At 38.6% G+C, this 15,745-nt stretch carries 14 protein-coding genes and 1 pseudogene; 9 read left to right on the forward strand and 6 right to left on the reverse strand.

Annotated features, from left to right (window positions below; translation table 11 throughout):
• Positions 1-31: 31 nt before the first annotated feature.
• Positions 32-1,885, forward strand: a complete 1,854-nt coding sequence (locus R3F25_06415) for a diguanylate cyclase (protein ID MEZ5496448.1) — start codon at positions 32-34, stop codon at positions 1,883-1,885.
• A gap of 14 nt (positions 1,886-1,899) precedes the next feature.
• Positions 1,900-3,192, forward strand: a complete 1,293-nt coding sequence (locus tag R3F25_06420) for an NCS2 family permease (GenBank protein ID MEZ5496449.1) — start codon at positions 1,900-1,902, stop codon at positions 3,190-3,192.
• A 52-nt stretch (positions 3,193-3,244) separates the two neighbouring features.
• Here R3F25_06420 and R3F25_06425 read toward each other — a convergent pair whose 3' ends face one another.
• A complete protein-coding gene (locus R3F25_06425) occupies positions 3,245-5,716 on the reverse strand; it encodes an acyl-CoA dehydrogenase (protein MEZ5496450.1) in 2,472 nt (823 codons plus the stop codon).
• Positions 5,717-5,854: 138 nt separating this feature from the next.
• On the opposite strand from R3F25_06425, the gene R3F25_06430 reads away from it, so the two are divergent.
• Both R3F25_06430 and R3F25_06435 read left to right on the forward strand, forming a co-directional pair.
• Entirely contained in the window at positions 5,855-6,424 is a 570-nt protein-coding gene (locus R3F25_06430; GenBank protein MEZ5496451.1) for a TetR/AcrR family transcriptional regulator, read from the forward strand.
• 82 nt (positions 6,425-6,506) lie between these two features.
• Entirely contained in the window at positions 6,507-7,331 is an 825-nt protein-coding gene (locus R3F25_06435; protein ID MEZ5496452.1) for a hypothetical protein, read from the forward strand.
• Between the two features lie 25 nt (positions 7,332-7,356).
• Here the strand turns inward: R3F25_06435 and R3F25_06440 are convergent, their stop codons facing one another.
• Complete coding sequence (locus R3F25_06440; GenBank protein ID MEZ5496453.1) at positions 7,357-7,710, reverse strand: hypothetical protein; 354 nt, start codon at positions 7,708-7,710, stop codon at positions 7,357-7,359.
• Positions 7,711-7,935: 225 nt separating this feature from the next.
• On the opposite strand from R3F25_06440, the gene R3F25_06445 reads away from it, so the two are divergent.
• Positions 7,936-9,102, forward strand: a complete 1,167-nt coding sequence (locus R3F25_06445) for an IS4 family transposase (protein MEZ5496454.1) — start codon at positions 7,936-7,938, stop codon at positions 9,100-9,102.
• A 12-nt stretch (positions 9,103-9,114) separates the two neighbouring features.
• Here the strand turns inward: R3F25_06445 and R3F25_06450 are convergent.
• The 3 genes and pseudogenes from R3F25_06450 to ftsB all read right to left on the reverse strand — a co-directional run bounded on the left by R3F25_06450 (position 9,115) and on the right by ftsB (position 10,164).
• A pseudogene (locus tag R3F25_06450) lies at positions 9,115-9,249 on the reverse strand (cold shock domain-containing protein).
• Positions 9,250-9,463: 214 nt separating this feature from the next.
• Positions 9,464-9,883, reverse strand: coding sequence for an MAPEG family protein (locus R3F25_06455; GenBank protein MEZ5496455.1), 420 nt, complete (start codon positions 9,881-9,883; stop codon positions 9,464-9,466).
• Positions 9,880-10,164 carry a cell division protein FtsB gene (gene ftsB, locus R3F25_06460; GenBank protein ID MEZ5496456.1) on the reverse strand — a complete coding sequence of 95 codons (285 nt, stop codon included), beginning with the start codon at positions 10,162-10,164 and terminating at the stop codon, positions 9,880-9,882. The genes R3F25_06455 and ftsB overlap by 4 nt, the downstream gene beginning before the upstream one ends.
• Before the next feature lie 115 nt (positions 10,165-10,279).
• Between ftsB and R3F25_06465 the strand changes: the two genes are divergently transcribed.
• From R3F25_06465 to R3F25_06480, 4 genes are all read left to right on the forward strand, one after another.
• Positions 10,280-11,209 carry an ABC transporter ATP-binding protein gene (locus tag R3F25_06465; GenBank protein MEZ5496457.1) on the forward strand — a complete coding sequence of 310 codons (930 nt, stop codon included), beginning with the start codon at positions 10,280-10,282 and terminating at the stop codon, positions 11,207-11,209.
• On the forward strand, positions 11,206-12,438 hold the full coding sequence (locus tag R3F25_06470) for an ABC transporter permease (protein ID MEZ5496458.1): 1,233 nt from the start codon (positions 11,206-11,208) through the stop codon (positions 12,436-12,438). The genes R3F25_06465 and R3F25_06470 overlap by 4 nt, the downstream gene beginning before the upstream one ends.
• 1 nt (position 12,439) lies before the next feature.
• Positions 12,440-13,612, forward strand: a complete 1,173-nt coding sequence (locus tag R3F25_06475) for an ABC transporter permease (GenBank protein ID MEZ5496459.1) — start codon at positions 12,440-12,442, stop codon at positions 13,610-13,612.
• Between the two features lie 249 nt (positions 13,613-13,861).
• Complete coding sequence (locus R3F25_06480) at positions 13,862-14,623, forward strand: SGNH/GDSL hydrolase family protein (protein ID MEZ5496460.1); 762 nt, start codon at positions 13,862-13,864, stop codon at positions 14,621-14,623.
• Positions 14,624-14,718: 95 nt separating this feature from the next.
• Here R3F25_06480 and R3F25_06485 read toward each other — a convergent pair whose 3' ends face one another.
• Positions 14,719-15,696, reverse strand: a complete 978-nt coding sequence (locus R3F25_06485) for a hypothetical protein (protein ID MEZ5496461.1) — start codon at positions 15,694-15,696, stop codon at positions 14,719-14,721.
• Between the last annotated feature and the right edge of the window lie 49 nt (positions 15,697-15,745).

Genomic DNA, 15,745 nt, shown 5'->3' on the forward strand with positions numbered 1-15,745 from the left:
AGCTATCGGATATCGGGAAATTTTTATGAGAGTGATTTATAAATTTGTTTTTGTAGTTGCAATGCTAACACATGGTTTTTTTGTGAATGGAGCACAAAATACACAACTGGCTCCAATTTATAGAGAACTCAATCAGCAAATAGGAAACAATCCAAAAATCGCGTTGGAGCAACTACAGGCAATAGATATTTCCAGAGCTGACAATTTGACTAAGGCCCAGCATTATTACACTTTTAGCCAACTCTATTTGAGTTTAGTTTACCCTCAAAAAGCTCTCGAATATGCCAATCAAGCACTGATTTTAGTTGATGAAATGAGCCAAACATGGTTCTGGCATAGAATCAACCTAGCAAAGTCACAAGCGTTAGATGTTTTAAATCGGGCAGATGAAGGTTTGCCTTTGGCATTAGCAGCATCCGCTTGGATGAAAGAAAATTACAGAGAATACTATGTGGACTCTCTTATTGCTGTCGGCTATTTATATAACACTCAGGGCAAGCACTCTGAGGCACTAAAGTCTTTTATGCTGGCCTATGAACTTGCCCCGGTTTCCGGAGATTTCATGACCAAAGGGTCAATTGCCGGAAGCATTGCTCTTGTTTATGAATATCGAAGCGAGAATGAGTTGAGTATCCCATTCTTTCAGGAGTCAGTTGAATATCAAAGAAAAACCAAGAATTTATTGGAGTTATCTATTTCATTGTATGGTTTGGGACGAGCAAATAACAATATTGGCAATAGGGATTTGGGTCAATCACAATTGCAAGAGTCGTTGGAAATTTCCCGAAAAATCGACGATAGACAAGGAGTTGCCTATGCTTTGAATGAATTGGCTTTGATAGAGCTTCAAAATAAAAACTATGAACAGGCGTTGCAAATGTATTCTGAAGCGTCTGAAATTTTTGCTGATGGGGGAAGTGTTTCCAAGGCTTGGGATTCGTTAGACTCACTTGCTGAAGTTTATATAAAAATAGGCGATGTTGAAAAAGCTGAGAATGCTTTTAAAAGGTCTCTTACATATCTATCGCCTGATAAAATGCCAACTCAATCCATGAAGTCACGAGAACAGAAAGCTATGATATTGGCCGCAAAAGGACAGTATCAGGAGGCCTACGAATTGCTCGAAAGCACTTATGTTTTAAAACAAAAATACCTATCAAAACAAAGTACTGAAAAACTTCATGAACTACGAGCCAGATATGAGCTTGAAAGTAAAGAAAAAGAAAACCTGTTACTAGCAGGAGAAAACGAAAAAAATAAATTTATATTGTTCAGAGAAAAAAAGGAAAACCAAATACTTTGGTTAGGTATCATTATAGCCGGGACGATTGTATTTTTCTTAATCTTGCTGGCTCATAATTCCAGACAACAGAAAAAGGAGCTGCAAAAATTAGCTCACACAGATGGTCTAACAGGATTATCAAACCGCTTACATATTATTGAGTATCTCGAAAAAGAAAAGCAATCGCTAGGCAAAGGAGAAAAACTTTATTTGTGTATGGTTGACTTAGACTACTTCAAGAAAATTAATGATAAATTTGGTCATGTTGTCGGCGATCAAGTTTTAGTAGAGTTTGCGAAATTGTGTCAGCGTTTTATTCAAAAGCCCGATAAAGTTGGAAGACTGGGAGGAGAAGAGTTTTTAATCATTCTGCATCAGTGTAATGAAAAACAAGCCTACGAAAAAGTGCTCTTGCTCCATCAAAATATGTTTCAAATTGCAGATGAGTTAAAGCTAAGCCAAGATGTAATCAGCTTTTCTGCCGGTTTGGGTTTCTGTGAAAAGGATGATGAGCTTGAATTACAGTTGAAAAAATCCGATGATGCGCTCTATCAGGCAAAAAACCAAGGAAGAAATAAAATAATATTGGCTAAAATAAAATAAAGAGAGAGAGCTTCATGCTAGAGAGAATTTTTAAACTCAAACAGAATCACACAAATGTTAAGACTGAAATCATTGCCGGTATCTCCACTTTTTTATCAATGGTTTATATCGTTGCTGTCAACCCACAAATCCTATCACAAGCAGGAATGGATTATGGTGCGGTCTTTGTTGCAACCTGTTTGGCAGCGGCATTTGGAACTGCTCTGATGGGCTTTCTGGCAAACTATCCGATTGCTCTGGCTCCGGGCATGGGTCTGAATGCATTTTTTACCTATGGTGTTGTTTTGGGAATGGGTTATAGCTGGCAAATCGCCTTGGGCTGTATTTTCTGGTCTGGTATTTTGTTTGTATTGTTAAGTGTATTCAAAACCCGTAAATGGATAATTAACAGTATTCCTCGCTCACTCAAATATGCTATTTCCGTAGGTATCGGTTTGTTTCTAGCGATGATTGCTTTGCAGAATTCGGGAATTATAGTTGCCAACCAAGCAACTTTAGTTGGTTTAGGAGATGTCGGTTCAAAGTCATCATTATTAGCATTTGCCGGATTTTTTATCATTGCTTCTCTGTATATTCGCCAAATTCCGGGAGCAATAATTATCGGGATCATTTCAATCACGATGATATCCTTGATATTTGATTTAACTGAATATAAAGGAATTATCTCAATTCCTCCATCAATGGCGCCGACGCTGGCTCAGTTGGACTTTTCAGCAGTTTTGGATTTGGCATTACTGCCAATTATTATAACATTTTTATTTGTCGACTTATTTGATACCAGCGGAACATTGATTGCGGTTGCTGATAAAGCCGATTTGCTGGATAAAAACGGGCAACTTCCGAGGGTTGAAAAGGCAATGCTTGCAGACTCAGGAGCAACAGTTGCAGGTGCTGTATTTGGAACCTCTTCAACCACCAGCTATATTGAAAGCGGAGCCGGAGTGGTATCTGGCGGTAGAACTGGATTAACAGCTTTTACCACCGCTATTTTATTTTTGCTCATGTTATTCTTTTCGCCTTTGGTAGCAATGATACCAAACTTTGCAACTGCTCCGGCTTTATTCTTTGTCGCAGTTCTAATGATTGCCTCGATAAAAAATATTGATTGGAATAATCTGAGTGAAACAGCTCCGGTTGTGATTACATCCGTAATGATGCCCTTAACTTTTTCTATCGCTGAAGGTATAGCAATGGGTTTTATTGCATACACCTTAATCAAATTGTTCTCCGGCAAGGCTAAGGATTTGAATACCAGTGTTTATTTGATTTCATTGTTATTTTTAGCGAAATATTTCTTTTTGAATTGAGAAACCCACAAATACGTTTTAAGAAAAGGGGAGCAATTGCTCCCCTGAGTTTTTATGCAGCTTTTATTTTAGTTATTTTGGCATTCTTTTTGCCAACTCTGTCAAAAGCATCAAACGGAAAATCATCGACAGCAACAATTTCAGAAACTTCTGCTCTGACTTCGGTCAATTTATCAAACTCCGCTTTATTGATAATTTCCTTATCCAGAGCTTGTTGCAATTGACCGGATGGGTTGATTTCATCAACATCACCGGTTTTGATTGCCTTTAAAATACGTCTTTCCAAAGGTTCGGCGTCAATCACCTTAATCAATGTTTCGTTCATTTGAGCAACAACATTGAATTTGCTGACATCTTTGTCGATTCCATCGGTTAAACGAGCTCTGGTTTCATTTGGATTCAACACTAAGCTAGCAGTTTTATGTCCTAAGAGATCTCCCGCCGGAAGTTCATGGTTTCCGAGAGGAAGAACCAAACGACGTAAAATAAAACCAACAACTTTATTGGGATAATTGTAAGTTAGTAATTTAAGAGCTTGTTCAATTCTGTAAAAATGTTGATGTAAAGTCCAGGCAACTAATGATTGGTCCGCTTTTTGCGAGCCTTGATCTCTGTAGCGTTTCAGTACCGCTGAAGCCATGTATAAGTGACTCAACATATCACCTAAACGAGCCGAAGTTTTTTCTTTTTTCTTCAATGCACCACCCAGAGTTAACATCGAAACATCTGCTGCCAAGCTAAATGCAGCACTGTAACGAGTGATTCTTGCATAAAATCTCTTGGTGAATTTATCAGCCGGAGACTTTTCAAATCTCCACAAGCCCAAGCCCATGAAGAATGAACGAACTGCATTACTAAAGCTGTAGCCGATGTGCTTAAACAACAAATCATCGAATTTCTCCAGTCTTTGTTGCGCATCTTCTATATTCGCGGCTTCCATTTCTTTCAGAACATAAGGATGGCAGCGAATCGCGCCTTGTCCAAAGATAATCATGGAACGAGTCAGGATATTCGCACCTTCAACCGTAATCCAGATAGGTGTACCCATCCAGGCTCTGCCCAGATAGTTTTTCGGTCCAAGAATAATACCTTTACCACCATGAATATCCATCGCGTGTGAAATAATTGTACGCGACATATCTGTTGCATGCATTTTGGCTATTGCTGAAGGTACAGCCGGAACTTCACCCTGATCCACCGCTAAAGCTGTCATTGCTGAAGTAGCAGCACTCGAATAAGTTAAACCAGCAATTTCACAAAGTTTTTCCTCAATTCCTTCAAAACGACCAATTGGCATATTGAATTGCTTGCGAATTCGAGCATAGGCACCGGTCGCATAAGTAACCATTTTTGAACCACCAGCCGAACAGGAAGGAAGCGAAATCGCGCGGCCGACTGATAAACACTCAACCAGCATTTTCCACCCTTTACCAATCATTTTTTCGCCGCCAATCAAATAATCCATTGGAATGAAAACATCTTTTCCTCGCACCGGTCCATTCATAAACATAATACCGAGAGGGTTGTGGCGATTGCCAATATCCAGACCTTTGGTATCGCGTGGTATCAATGCCAATGAAATACCTAGTTGTTTTTTATCGCCGAGCAAACCATCCGGATCAAGCATTTGAAAAGCGAGACCAACGACTGTAGCAACGGGTGCTAAAGTGATATATCTTTTGTCAAATGTCAGAGAAATACCCAGTTGTTTCTTACCGTTAAATGTTCTTTCACAAACAACACCTGTATCAGGAATCGAGGTCGCATCTGAACCGGCTGTCGGACCGGTTAAAGCAAAACAGGGTATGTCTTTTCCAGATGCCAAACGAGGTAAATAATGTTTTTTTTGTTCTTCAGTTCCGTAATGGTGCAATAATTCAGCAGGCCCTAATGAATTAGGAACCGCAACTGTTGCTGCAACAGTGACGCTGCGACTGGCAATTTTTTGCAAAACCATCGAATGACCTAAAGCCGAAAATCCTAATCCGCCATGTTTTTTAGAAATTATCATTCCAATAAAGCCATTGTCGCGAATGAATTTCCAAACCTTTTCCGGCATATCACCTCTTTCTTGATTGATTTCGTGTTCATCAATCATACTGCAAAGCTCTGCAACCGGGCCATCCAGAAAGGATTGTTCATCAGAACTCAATTGCGGAGCGGGAATATCATGTAATTTCTTGAAATTCGGTTTTCCGCTGAATAATTCTCCATCCCAGCCAACCGTTCCTGATTCCAACGCAATTTTCTCTGTTTCAGAAAGATGCGGCAGAGCTTTCTTGTAGAATTTTAAAAACGGATCAGTAATCAGCTGTTGACGAATATCTTTCATATTCAGAACTACTGCTGCCGCTATAAAAAGCACCCAAACCAAACCAACTGCAAACCAACCGGTTGTGTAGTTCCATGTTGTGAAAAACATTGTAATAGCCGAAACAGCAGTCCATGTTTTTAAATTTGTTCTTAAATAGGAACACGCAAATGTTGCTAATAAAAGAGCTGAAAACAGGATTAAAAAATTCATTTCTCGTCTCCAAGAGTTATACCATACGCTAAAGTATGGACTGAATTTATTTAAATGTCAATACGCTAGCGTATGGTAATCAGGGAAAATTACAGTTTTTTCTTTAATTCTTTTATTGTTTCGTGTTTAATTAACATTATGAATCAAGTTGCGAAAAAGAAACTATTAACCGCCGAAGACTGGCAAGAAGGAGCTTTAAATGTAATTGCACACCAGGGTGTTTCCAAAGTTGCAATCGAGCCGCTTGCGAAGGAATTGGGAGTGACGAAAGGAAGTTTTTATTGGCACTTTAGTAACAGAGAGGATCTGGTCAAACAAGCACTGAATCGTTGGAGAGAAAAAGACAAGGAACTCATTAATGAAAAAATTTTACCGGTCAAAAATCCGAAAGAAAGGCTCCTTGCCTGGTTTAAACTGAGTGCCGAACCGATTCAGACCCACTTGATTTACAGCACCTTACTGGCAGATCGTTCGGATAATATCATCTCTAAAATCCTCAAAGAAGTGACATTGGAAAGACTTTCCTATTTGCAGGACTCTTATCTGCAAATGGGCTATGATACAGCACAGGCAAAGTCGCAATCGCTGATGGCTTATTCGGTTTATGTAGGCTTTTTGCACATGTCCAAAACACTTTACGGCTCGCTTCCGGATAGTCGAGATGCTGAAGAATATGCTCAATATGTTGCCAAACAGTTAATTCCCTGATTCCAAGCCATTGCGACTCAGGGACAATTACTTCCATCTTTTTTCATGTTACAATTAACAAATTCGGGAATAAGGAATAAAAATGAAAATACTGAGTATAATTTGCTTACTGACAATTTTTTTTGACAGTTCAGCCTTTGAAGAAATCATAATCACTCCAAATCATCCTCAAGGCTGGAATCCAGTCAATATCCGAGAGGATGCAATGGTTGAAATGAATGGAAATGTTCCTCTTTTTGGAGATGGCTCATTAATGTTTGCTACGGATACCATAACAAACGGACAGGATAAAGCGGATTTTCAATTTTTATGGCAAGTATCATCGGATACAATTGATTTCCCCAATCGCACTCTGGGAAATGTATCTGCACTCAATATCGCCTGGTACAGAGATTCTGCGAGTACTACTTCCCCACATTTCATTCCGGCTGTTCGTTTGTTATTTTTCGATGACGGAGGAACAGTGGGGAGTCCGGCTGACGACACCTTTGGTTTGTTGATATGGGAAGGAGTTTATAACGGTATCAACCCGGCTCCTGAAGACAGCTGGGAACTGACTGACATGATAAATGATAATTTCTGGGTTTATGTGCAAAGTAGTCCGGGAGGTTCCGGCGTGATACAGAACTATAATTCGACTCTTGATGACTGGATAAACGGCAACCCTACCGGAATTGGCGGAGACCCTGTCATTTCTATCGGAGCTAATACTTATATCATTGGCATAAATACCGGAGTCGGTTCCGGATGGGGGAACTCATTCATTGGATATATCGATGCCTTTCGCATTAATTTTGGCAATGATGATGACTATCTTTATAATTTTGAACAATGTGACATCTATCAGCCCAACTCCAATCCGGATGTCATCTTCGATGATTCGTTTGAGTGTTTTCAATTCCGATGATCATCAATTTATAGATGTCATATCCTCATATATGAGAATGGATTGCATCCACAGCATTCTGAGGACTCATCACACCAAAACGAAAGGTTAGACTTTCACCGGATTTTAAAGTCAGTTTGAGGTTTTTGAAGATTACCAGTTGCTTAACGATTTCAGCTTTTTCAATTTCGTTATAAGGAACTGCCAAAAATTTCTGGTTATCGACATGAATCAAATGCTTCCTAAATCCCTGTTGAACTTGCTCCAAAGAACCTTGTTGGTTATATCTGAAATATTTGTTGGTGACATATATTTTACCGTAGGACTTAATTCCATCAGTCGATACCGACCAGCTTCCTACAATAGTTTCACCATCTTCTAACCAAATATTGTCTTTCATACACTCCTTCTTTTTAAAGCTCTGTATTAATTTAAAGGAACCACATTTGTAGCTATTTCCCCTCTAGGCCCCTTAACCACCGAATACTCAACAGTTTGTCCTTCTCTCCACTAGTGTCCGGTTAAATTTTTAGAGTATGTTCTGAAAGCATTGCAATGTTTGGTTTTGCGGTATATAACCAAGTTTTCAGACTTAAAAAACACAAACATTGCAACTATGAAGAGTATGACACGATTTTCTCAGTTATTGAACCATTTCCCCAAAAATGCATTTAAAAAAATAATTGCCAACGAAAAAGCAGACAGATACCTAAAATCATTCAAAACCTGGGATTTATTACACATATTGCTTTACGGACAGATTACTCAAACCAAATCACTAAGAAGAGTGATCAGTGGTTTTAATACTCACACAAATAGCCACTATCATATGAACACTTCAAAAGTGAAACGCTCTACATTTTCAGAAGCATTAAGCAAAAGAAGTATCGAGCCTTTTAAACAAATTTGTGAAGTTCTGATGGGTCAGTTCTCATCCAAACATAAAAAGAAATGTAAAGACTTTATTTCGATTATTGATTCCACACCAATAACGCTAAAATCACGGGGCTATGAATGGGCATTAAAGAACAGAACCATAAGGTCGGTTGGCTTAAAAATACATGTGGAATTAAATAGCGCTGATGATGCTCCAATGTATTCCAATATCACACATCCAAATGTTAATGATATTGTTGATGCACGAACAAATATAGAAATCCAAAAAGGTACTACATATGTTGTAGATAAAGGCTATACGGACTATAACTGGTGGCATAAAATCAATGAATCAAAGGCTTTTTTCGTGACTCGTGCAAAAGTTAATATCGCCATGAAAGTTGTTAAAGAAACAGATGTTGAGAAGAAAGATGAGGCCATAATTCAATCAGACCAAATCATTCATCTAACAAACCACAGCCCCGGCGGCGGAAGAAAAAACAAATATGCCAATAAAGACCTGCGTATGGTTACTATTTATCGTGAAGATAAGAAGCCAATGAAGATTCTAACCAATGACTTTGATCGTAGTGCCATTGAAATAGCGAATCTGTACAAACAGCGTTGGCAGATTGAATTATTTTTTAAATGGATAAAGCAAAAGTTGAAACTAAAAACATATTTTGGTCAATCAGAGAATGCCATTAGGATTCAAATTTACACAGCCTTGATAAGTTATTTGCTAATGAAATTGATGCAAAAAGCATCAAAAGGATGGTCAAAGTTAATCGATTTACAAACTTGGCTACAACATGGATTATTCATAAAAGACAGCATAAATACTGACTATTATCGACGGCGAAGGGAAAAACAAATGCTTATTGACAAGCTCCAAACCACTTTGGAATTCGCATGAAATATTTTAACCGGACACTAGTGGTCCTTCTCTCAGATTGCCACCCCCTTGAATCGCAGAAAAATGGACAGTAACTTCACGTCCATCATCTCCCGTAATAAGTCCATACCCTTTGGCTTCCATATACCACTTGATTGTGCCCACAATACGAACGGACTGCTGTGAGTTTTGAGAATTATTTTGACTATAACTGATATTGGGTAAACCACTTGCTACTAAAACAAACAAAAACAATAATGCTTTCATGATACCCTCTTTTGTATTTTTGTATGATTATTCTAACCCAAAAACTCTTCAAGGTCACTTCGAAATGAATCCAGCAAACCGAGATAACCCTTTATTCAGGGCAAAAAGGATTGTTCTATTTAATAAAGCCGATAATCCAATAAATTGCGATTCCACATTGTGAAAGGAAAAAAGTCAGTCGCATATAGGTTGCAATTGGACTTTTTGAAATAATGTGGGTCACTCCTTGTGCCAGACGAAGTGTCAGAAAGTACAGTGCCAAAGAGTTGGTAATTTTACCTTTATACAAAACCAAAGACAAGATGAGTAAACCGCCAAATATCGGAAAGTGTTCATAACCATTGGCATGAACACGGGACATTCTTTCAACTAAAGGTGAAACATCGGTACCATCCGGCCTAAAATGATTCGGTGGTTTTTTGCCGGCAAGCACCAAATAACTTCTTACCAAAATAATGCTTAAAACCAAAACTAACATCCATGCGATATATCCCAGCAACGCCAAAACAGTCTCGTTGATAATTAAATGTTTCATTGATTGCTACCCTCTTCGATGACTTGAATAAATGTTTCATCCGGTTTCACCATACCCATTTCTGAACGAGCTCTTTCTTCTGTTGCTTCCATACCTTGGTCTAAATCTTTGATTTCGGCTTTTAATTGTTCGTTACGGGCTTTTAATTCTTTGTTCTTTTCTAATTGCTGTTGAAACAAATATTCTTTTTCTTGCAAATCTTTGCTTCCTCCATAGCCAAACCATCGCATCCATAGCATGATGACTATCAAAAACAAGAGAATCAGATTAACAACTTTCATAATAATTTAGAGAAAAAACAAATCCGTGCTGCGTAATTTTAAGCGATATTTGCTATGATTGTAACAATAAATCTGCAAGTTCGTTTTTATAAAGAACACTTTATCAGGGGTAAAAATGATAGAAGTTAAGGGTCTCAGTAAAATTTACGGTTCATTTCAAGCTGTTAACAGCGTCAATTTTGTTGCCAAAGCCGGGGAAATATTCGGTTTACTAGGCCCGAACGGTGCCGGAAAATCAACAACCATCAACTGCATTAGCGGTTTGATTTCACCGACAGATGGTTCGGTTTTAATCAATGGATATAATATCACCACAGACTCTGTTAAAGCCAAACAATCATTGGGTCTAGTTCCTCAGGAACTGGCTCTTTATGAAGATTTATCCGCTTATGAAAATTTAGTGTTCTGGGGTTCTGCTTACGGATTATCGGGCAATCAATTACAAGAACGAATTCAACAAGTTCTGAATGAAGTTGGTTTGGAAACCCGGCAAAAAGATGCTGTGAATCAGTTTAGCGGAGGAATGAAACGACGTTTAAACTTTGCCTGTGCAGTTTTACACAAGCCGGCAGCATTATTGCTGGATGAGCCAACGGTTGGAATAGACCCGCAATCACGCGAACATCTGATGCAAGCAATTCTCAAACTCAAAGAACAAGGAACTGCCGTTATCTACACCACGCACTACATGGAAGAAGCCGAACGATTGTGTGACAATCTGGCAATTATCGACAAAGGCGAAATCATCGCTACCGGAACCGTTGATGCCTTGCGTTCGCAATTAGGCGAAAGAGATTTAATTACCTTTCAAGGGCAATTTCATAATCCCGAGAGTTCAGAATTGGAAAGTATGGGTGCAGAAATTTTAGAGCAATCTGAAAATGAAATTAGATTACTTATTAATGACGCTCCTAAAAATCTTTCTTCCGTGATGAAGTCCATTGAATCTCAACATGGAAAAATTAGTAATGTGAATTTAGCACAAGCGAATCTGGAAAGTTTGTTTATCAAACTCACCGGCAGAGCCTTGAGAGATGCCGCATGAAATTTGCACTCTCCGTCGCAAAACTTTCGTTGAGAAAATTGTTTGCTGAAAAGTGGCAATTGCTGATGTTTCTGACAATTCCAATGCTGATTGGCGGCTTATTTTTTCTGATAACTGGTTCCGGTGGGAACGCCAAACCAATTGGGAAACTATTGGTGACTGACCATGATAAAAGCACTTTATCAAAGTTGCTGATTGGTGGTTTCAATCAAGGTCCTCTCGCTGAAATGTTTATCCTCAAAGAAGCAACATCAACAGAAGCACAAAGCCTGATAGATGATGGCGATGCCAGTGTCTGGTTGGAAATTGAAGAAGGATTCTCGGAAAAATTCCTCAATAAACAACCCACCAAAATCAAACTTGTTAAAAATCCCGGACAAAATATTCTTCCTCAGATTGCTGAAACAGCAGTCGGAGTTTTAACAGACGGAGGGCATTACATCCAGGTTTTGTTTGCTGATGAATTGCGACAGTTTAACGACTTACTCAATGGAAAAGATGTCTCCGACGCGCAAATGGCAATGATGAGTATTCAAATTAAAAAGGCCATTGAAAGCATCGAAAAGCAACTGATTCCTCCACAAATCAAGGCGGTCAAGGTTAAAGAAGAAAAGCAATCAACCAATAAAAGTTCTTTCATGCTAAACATGTTCTCCGGAATTTTGTTTATGTCATTGTTATTTGCTGCACAAGGTCTGGCTTTAGAATTTTGGAAAGACAAATCTCAGGGAATCAGCTCAAGGTTGCTTTCATCCCCCGGTGGTCTGGTTCAATACATGAATGGCAAATTACTGGCAGGAATAGTGGTTTTTTCCTTGATAGCGATTGTCATTGGTTTACTCGGATTGTTTATCCTGAAACTATCCCTCAGTAAAATTGTTATCATTATCGGTTGGTTAATGCTCTCGGGACTGGTTCTGACCAATATGATGCTGTTTTTATGCTTACTGATGCCATCGGAAAAATCAGCTTCAATCATCACATCAGCGATGGTTTTTCCGTTACTGATGCTGGGAGGAAGTTTCTTTCCTTTTGAAACCATGCCGAAATGGATGGTCGCCATCGGGCAATATTTACCTAATGGTTATTTGTTACAAAGTTTCAATCAATGGCTGGTAAAAGGCAACCCTCTGTCTATTCTGACTGTTCCGGTACTGATTGCTCTGGCAATGATAGTGTTTTTCTGGTTTTTAAATCGAATTAAATTACCCGGTTTTGCGAGGTCTTAACATGCTGAGAAACATATTATTTATCGCAAAAAAAGACTTCGTTTATTCACTCAAAGAAAAGACATTACTGATTTGGTTATTTGTTATGCCGATTGTGTTTTTTGGTTTTATCGGCTCTACCACTAGTGGTTTTTCAGGCAATTCCACTCAAAAAACGAATATCGCTGTCTGGGAAGTCTTTCCCGGACAAACAGAAGAAAGTCCGATAGCCAAACAAATCGTTTATCGTTTGCAACAGGAAAATTTAAACACCATTGTTTTCAATGAGAAAAATGATGCTGAAGAACGTAAATATCATTTTGAAAACTACACTCGAAAATTATGGCTTCCGAAAAATTTGCAAATAGATTTTGATAGTGGAAAACAAATTCAAATCCAATACAAAAGCACAGCCGGAGGTTTGACTCAGGATAGGGATTCGTTCTTTATTGAAAAAGCTGTTTATCAAACCATTGGCGATTTTTTGGTATTTAAAAAGCTCAACCCTGATGCTGAACAAACCAACTTCGATGAAGTTAATAATTTACCCAAAAATCTCGAATTATATGTTACTTCTGCCGGTGAAAAACTGGATATTCCATCCGGATTCAATCAGGCAGTCCCCGGAATTTTGGTCATGTTCATCATGATGATTGCTCTCTCTAGTGGCGCACAAAGTTTGTTCCTGGAACGACAATCAGGTGTTCTCAAAAGAATGGCAGCATCGCCACTGACTCGAAAAGAAATCATTATGGGCAAATGGTTGGGTAAATGGTTTATCACGTTGCTGCAAATGATTTATGGTATGTTGATTGGCTGGTTGATATTCAAAATCTACTGGGGAAATCACATCGTTTCCATCATTTTGATTCTGCTTTTATGGGCAGCATTTAACTCTGCACTAGCCGTATTGCTCGGAAGTTTTGCCAAATCTGAAGGGCAAGTGAGTGCTATTGCCACCATTTTTTCTCTGCTGATGGCAGCATTGGGCGGTTGCTGGTGGCCGATTGAAATCACACCCGAGTGGATGCAGTCTCTGGCATCCGTTCTTCCAACCGGCTGGGTCATGGACTCTATGCACGAACTCATGTATTTTGGTGGTCAAATTTCTGAAATTCTGCCACAAATTCTGGCTTTGGCTGTGCTATCGGTAATTGCTTTTTTTAGTGCCGTGAAGCGTTTTCGGTTTTTTTAAGGTTATGTAAGTTACGCAAAGATTTTTATATGTTAGGAATACGGAGGTCGCGGAGAAGTCACAGAGTTTCACGGAGGTTTTTTTACTGTCAACTTGTCATTTTCTCAGAATTTCACAAACTCTGTTATTTCTGTAAAAGTTTAATATCTCGACGATAAAATATATACTTTGAATAAAGATATGGAGTGTTGGAAAGTCTGATAATTGTAAGATGGGCTGTGCCCATAATAAGCTGTAACACATAAATTTATGAGCCTTAAATATTTATCACTAACAATTTTATCCTTGCCATTGTTGCCTATTCTTTACTTCGATGCCAAACGGGTTCGTCGGAAGATTCCCCAATTGCCGGAAGCAAGCGACACTGAGGGATTTTACAAGTCCACAGTATCTTCACAAAAACCTTTAAAACTACTGACCATAGGCGAAAGCACCATTGCAGGAGTTGGGGTTGAATCGCATAAGGAAGGTTTCAGCGGAATGCTGGCGAAAGAGCTTTCTGAAAAAACCGGCAGAAGCATCGACTGGAAAGTTTATGCCAAAAGCGGATATACCAGTAAAGATATTATTGAAAAAATCCTGCCAACAATTGATGAAAAAGAAGCTGATATCATCGTCCTTGGAATGGGAGCCAATGATGCTTTTACCCTCAAAACTCCGGGACAATGGAAAAAAAACATAATCAAAATCATCACTCATTTCCAAAACAAATCTCCTCAAACACAAATCTATTTCACCAGCATGCCACCGATAAAGAAATTTCCTGCTTTTTCGTTTTCCATGCGCTTTGTGTTGGGAAATTTGGTCGAAATTCTAGGTCAGGAACTGGCAAGAACGGTTCAATCATTTGAAAACGTCTCCTATCATGACAAACCAATTGATATTGAAAAATGGTGCAGGGAGTTGGGAATAGAGCCAAAACCCGAACTGTTTTTCAGTGATGGAGTTCATCCCTCCGAATTGACTTATCAGATTTGGGCGAAGGAAACCGCTTTAGATATACTCGCATAAGGAACGCAAAGAGCACAAAGAAGACGCAGAGTTTCGCAAAGGCTGTGCAAATATTTCTCCGTGTCTCAGCGAAATGTAAGGGGTTTAAAATCAAATCAATCGACACAATCAACACCATCAATACCTGCAAGCAGTTTGATAGTATGTGTGACAGATGTATTATTATCTTTCGTTAATTTAACAACACCATTCCGACAATCATTAAAAGTAACATCAGCCGTCCCCCAATGGGTCGTTCCTGAGTTGGGAGTATTCGGTTTTGTTGTCAAACTACCACCATTACCCGGAAAACCGGATAACATATCAAGAGTAAATGTTTCATCTTTTGTAATTATTTGAGGACCAATTGATGAAATCAGCCACAAAGCTTCGCCATTGGAGTCTTCTTTATATCCGTAAAAATACATTAGATAACCAATAGGAGTTTGAACGACATTATATCCAGAACCACCATAAGCTGGATCATGCCAAGAACCATTGACAGAAGAGATTGTATTAGTGCTATTCCCTGCTTGAGGGTCGATTTCAAAGAACATATCGGGATTTACAGATGAACAATCTGAAACATTGTCGTAGACGGAGGAGCAAGAAAGAATTAATGTAAATGGTTGTGTTAAATCTAATCCAGATGTAGGTACAGATGTTACAGATCCAGACGGCCAAAAAATTGTTGCCATAGCTAACCAATAATCACTAGACACATATAAATTATCATCAATATAAAATACACCTTCAAATTGCTGATTATTTTGAATGACTGCTATATCATAAACGCCTGTACCTTTTGACTTTCCAAGAATCGTTGGTGTAACAGTTACAACTAAGGAATATTCTTCTTCTCCGTCATCTACACATTTAGATACCCATAACTCAACATCCATTTCATCCGCATAAACATAATTTGAGTTTAATTGATTGACTTCATTCAAATGCACACTTTGAGTTCCAACTATTTTTGTTGCTTCGTCTCCATTGCTAATAGAAGAAACAACAGGACAAGAAATAGCTTGAGCATTCAAGCTATAGAAAATATGAATTAGTAATAAGACTTTGAAAAAATAATTGAATCGCATAAATCCCTCTTTGGTTTTAGTAGAATGAAATTAAATACTAAGCATTTTG

This window comes from Gammaproteobacteria bacterium, assembly GCA_041395445.1.
In the GTDB taxonomy this organism is placed as follows: domain Bacteria; phylum Pseudomonadota; class Gammaproteobacteria; order Xanthomonadales; family Marinicellaceae; genus NORP309.

Excerpts from the sequence above, each read along its gene's own strand:
- R3F25_06420 (MEZ5496449.1), top strand. The coding sequence starts at position 1,900 with ATGCTAGAGAGAATTTTTAAACTCAAACAGAATCACACAAATGTTAAG.
- R3F25_06425 (MEZ5496450.1), bottom strand. The coding sequence starts at position 5,716 with ATGAATTTTTTAATCCTGTTTTCAGCTCTTTTATTAGCAACATTTGCG.
- R3F25_06430 (MEZ5496451.1), top strand. The coding sequence starts at position 5,855 with ATGAATCAAGTTGCGAAAAAGAAACTATTAACCGCCGAAGACTGGCAA.
- R3F25_06435 (MEZ5496452.1), top strand. The coding sequence starts at position 6,507 with ATGAAAATACTGAGTATAATTTGCTTACTGACAATTTTTTTTGACAGT.
- R3F25_06440 (MEZ5496453.1), bottom strand. The coding sequence starts at position 7,710 with ATGAAAGACAATATTTGGTTAGAAGATGGTGAAACTATTGTAGGAAGC.
- R3F25_06445 (MEZ5496454.1), top strand. The coding sequence starts at position 7,936 with ATGACACGATTTTCTCAGTTATTGAACCATTTCCCCAAAAATGCATTT.
- R3F25_06455 (MEZ5496455.1), bottom strand. The coding sequence starts at position 9,883 with ATGAAACATTTAATTATCAACGAGACTGTTTTGGCGTTGCTGGGATAT.
- ftsB (MEZ5496456.1), bottom strand. The coding sequence starts at position 10,164 with ATGAAAGTTGTTAATCTGATTCTCTTGTTTTTGATAGTCATCATGCTA.
- R3F25_06465 (MEZ5496457.1), top strand. The coding sequence starts at position 10,280 with ATGATAGAAGTTAAGGGTCTCAGTAAAATTTACGGTTCATTTCAAGCT.
- R3F25_06470 (MEZ5496458.1), top strand. The coding sequence starts at position 11,206 with ATGAAATTTGCACTCTCCGTCGCAAAACTTTCGTTGAGAAAATTGTTT.
- R3F25_06475 (MEZ5496459.1), top strand. The coding sequence starts at position 12,440 with ATGCTGAGAAACATATTATTTATCGCAAAAAAAGACTTCGTTTATTCA.
- R3F25_06480 (MEZ5496460.1), top strand. The coding sequence starts at position 13,862 with ATGAGCCTTAAATATTTATCACTAACAATTTTATCCTTGCCATTGTTG.
- R3F25_06485 (MEZ5496461.1), bottom strand. The coding sequence starts at position 15,696 with ATGCGATTCAATTATTTTTTCAAAGTCTTATTACTAATTCATATTTTC.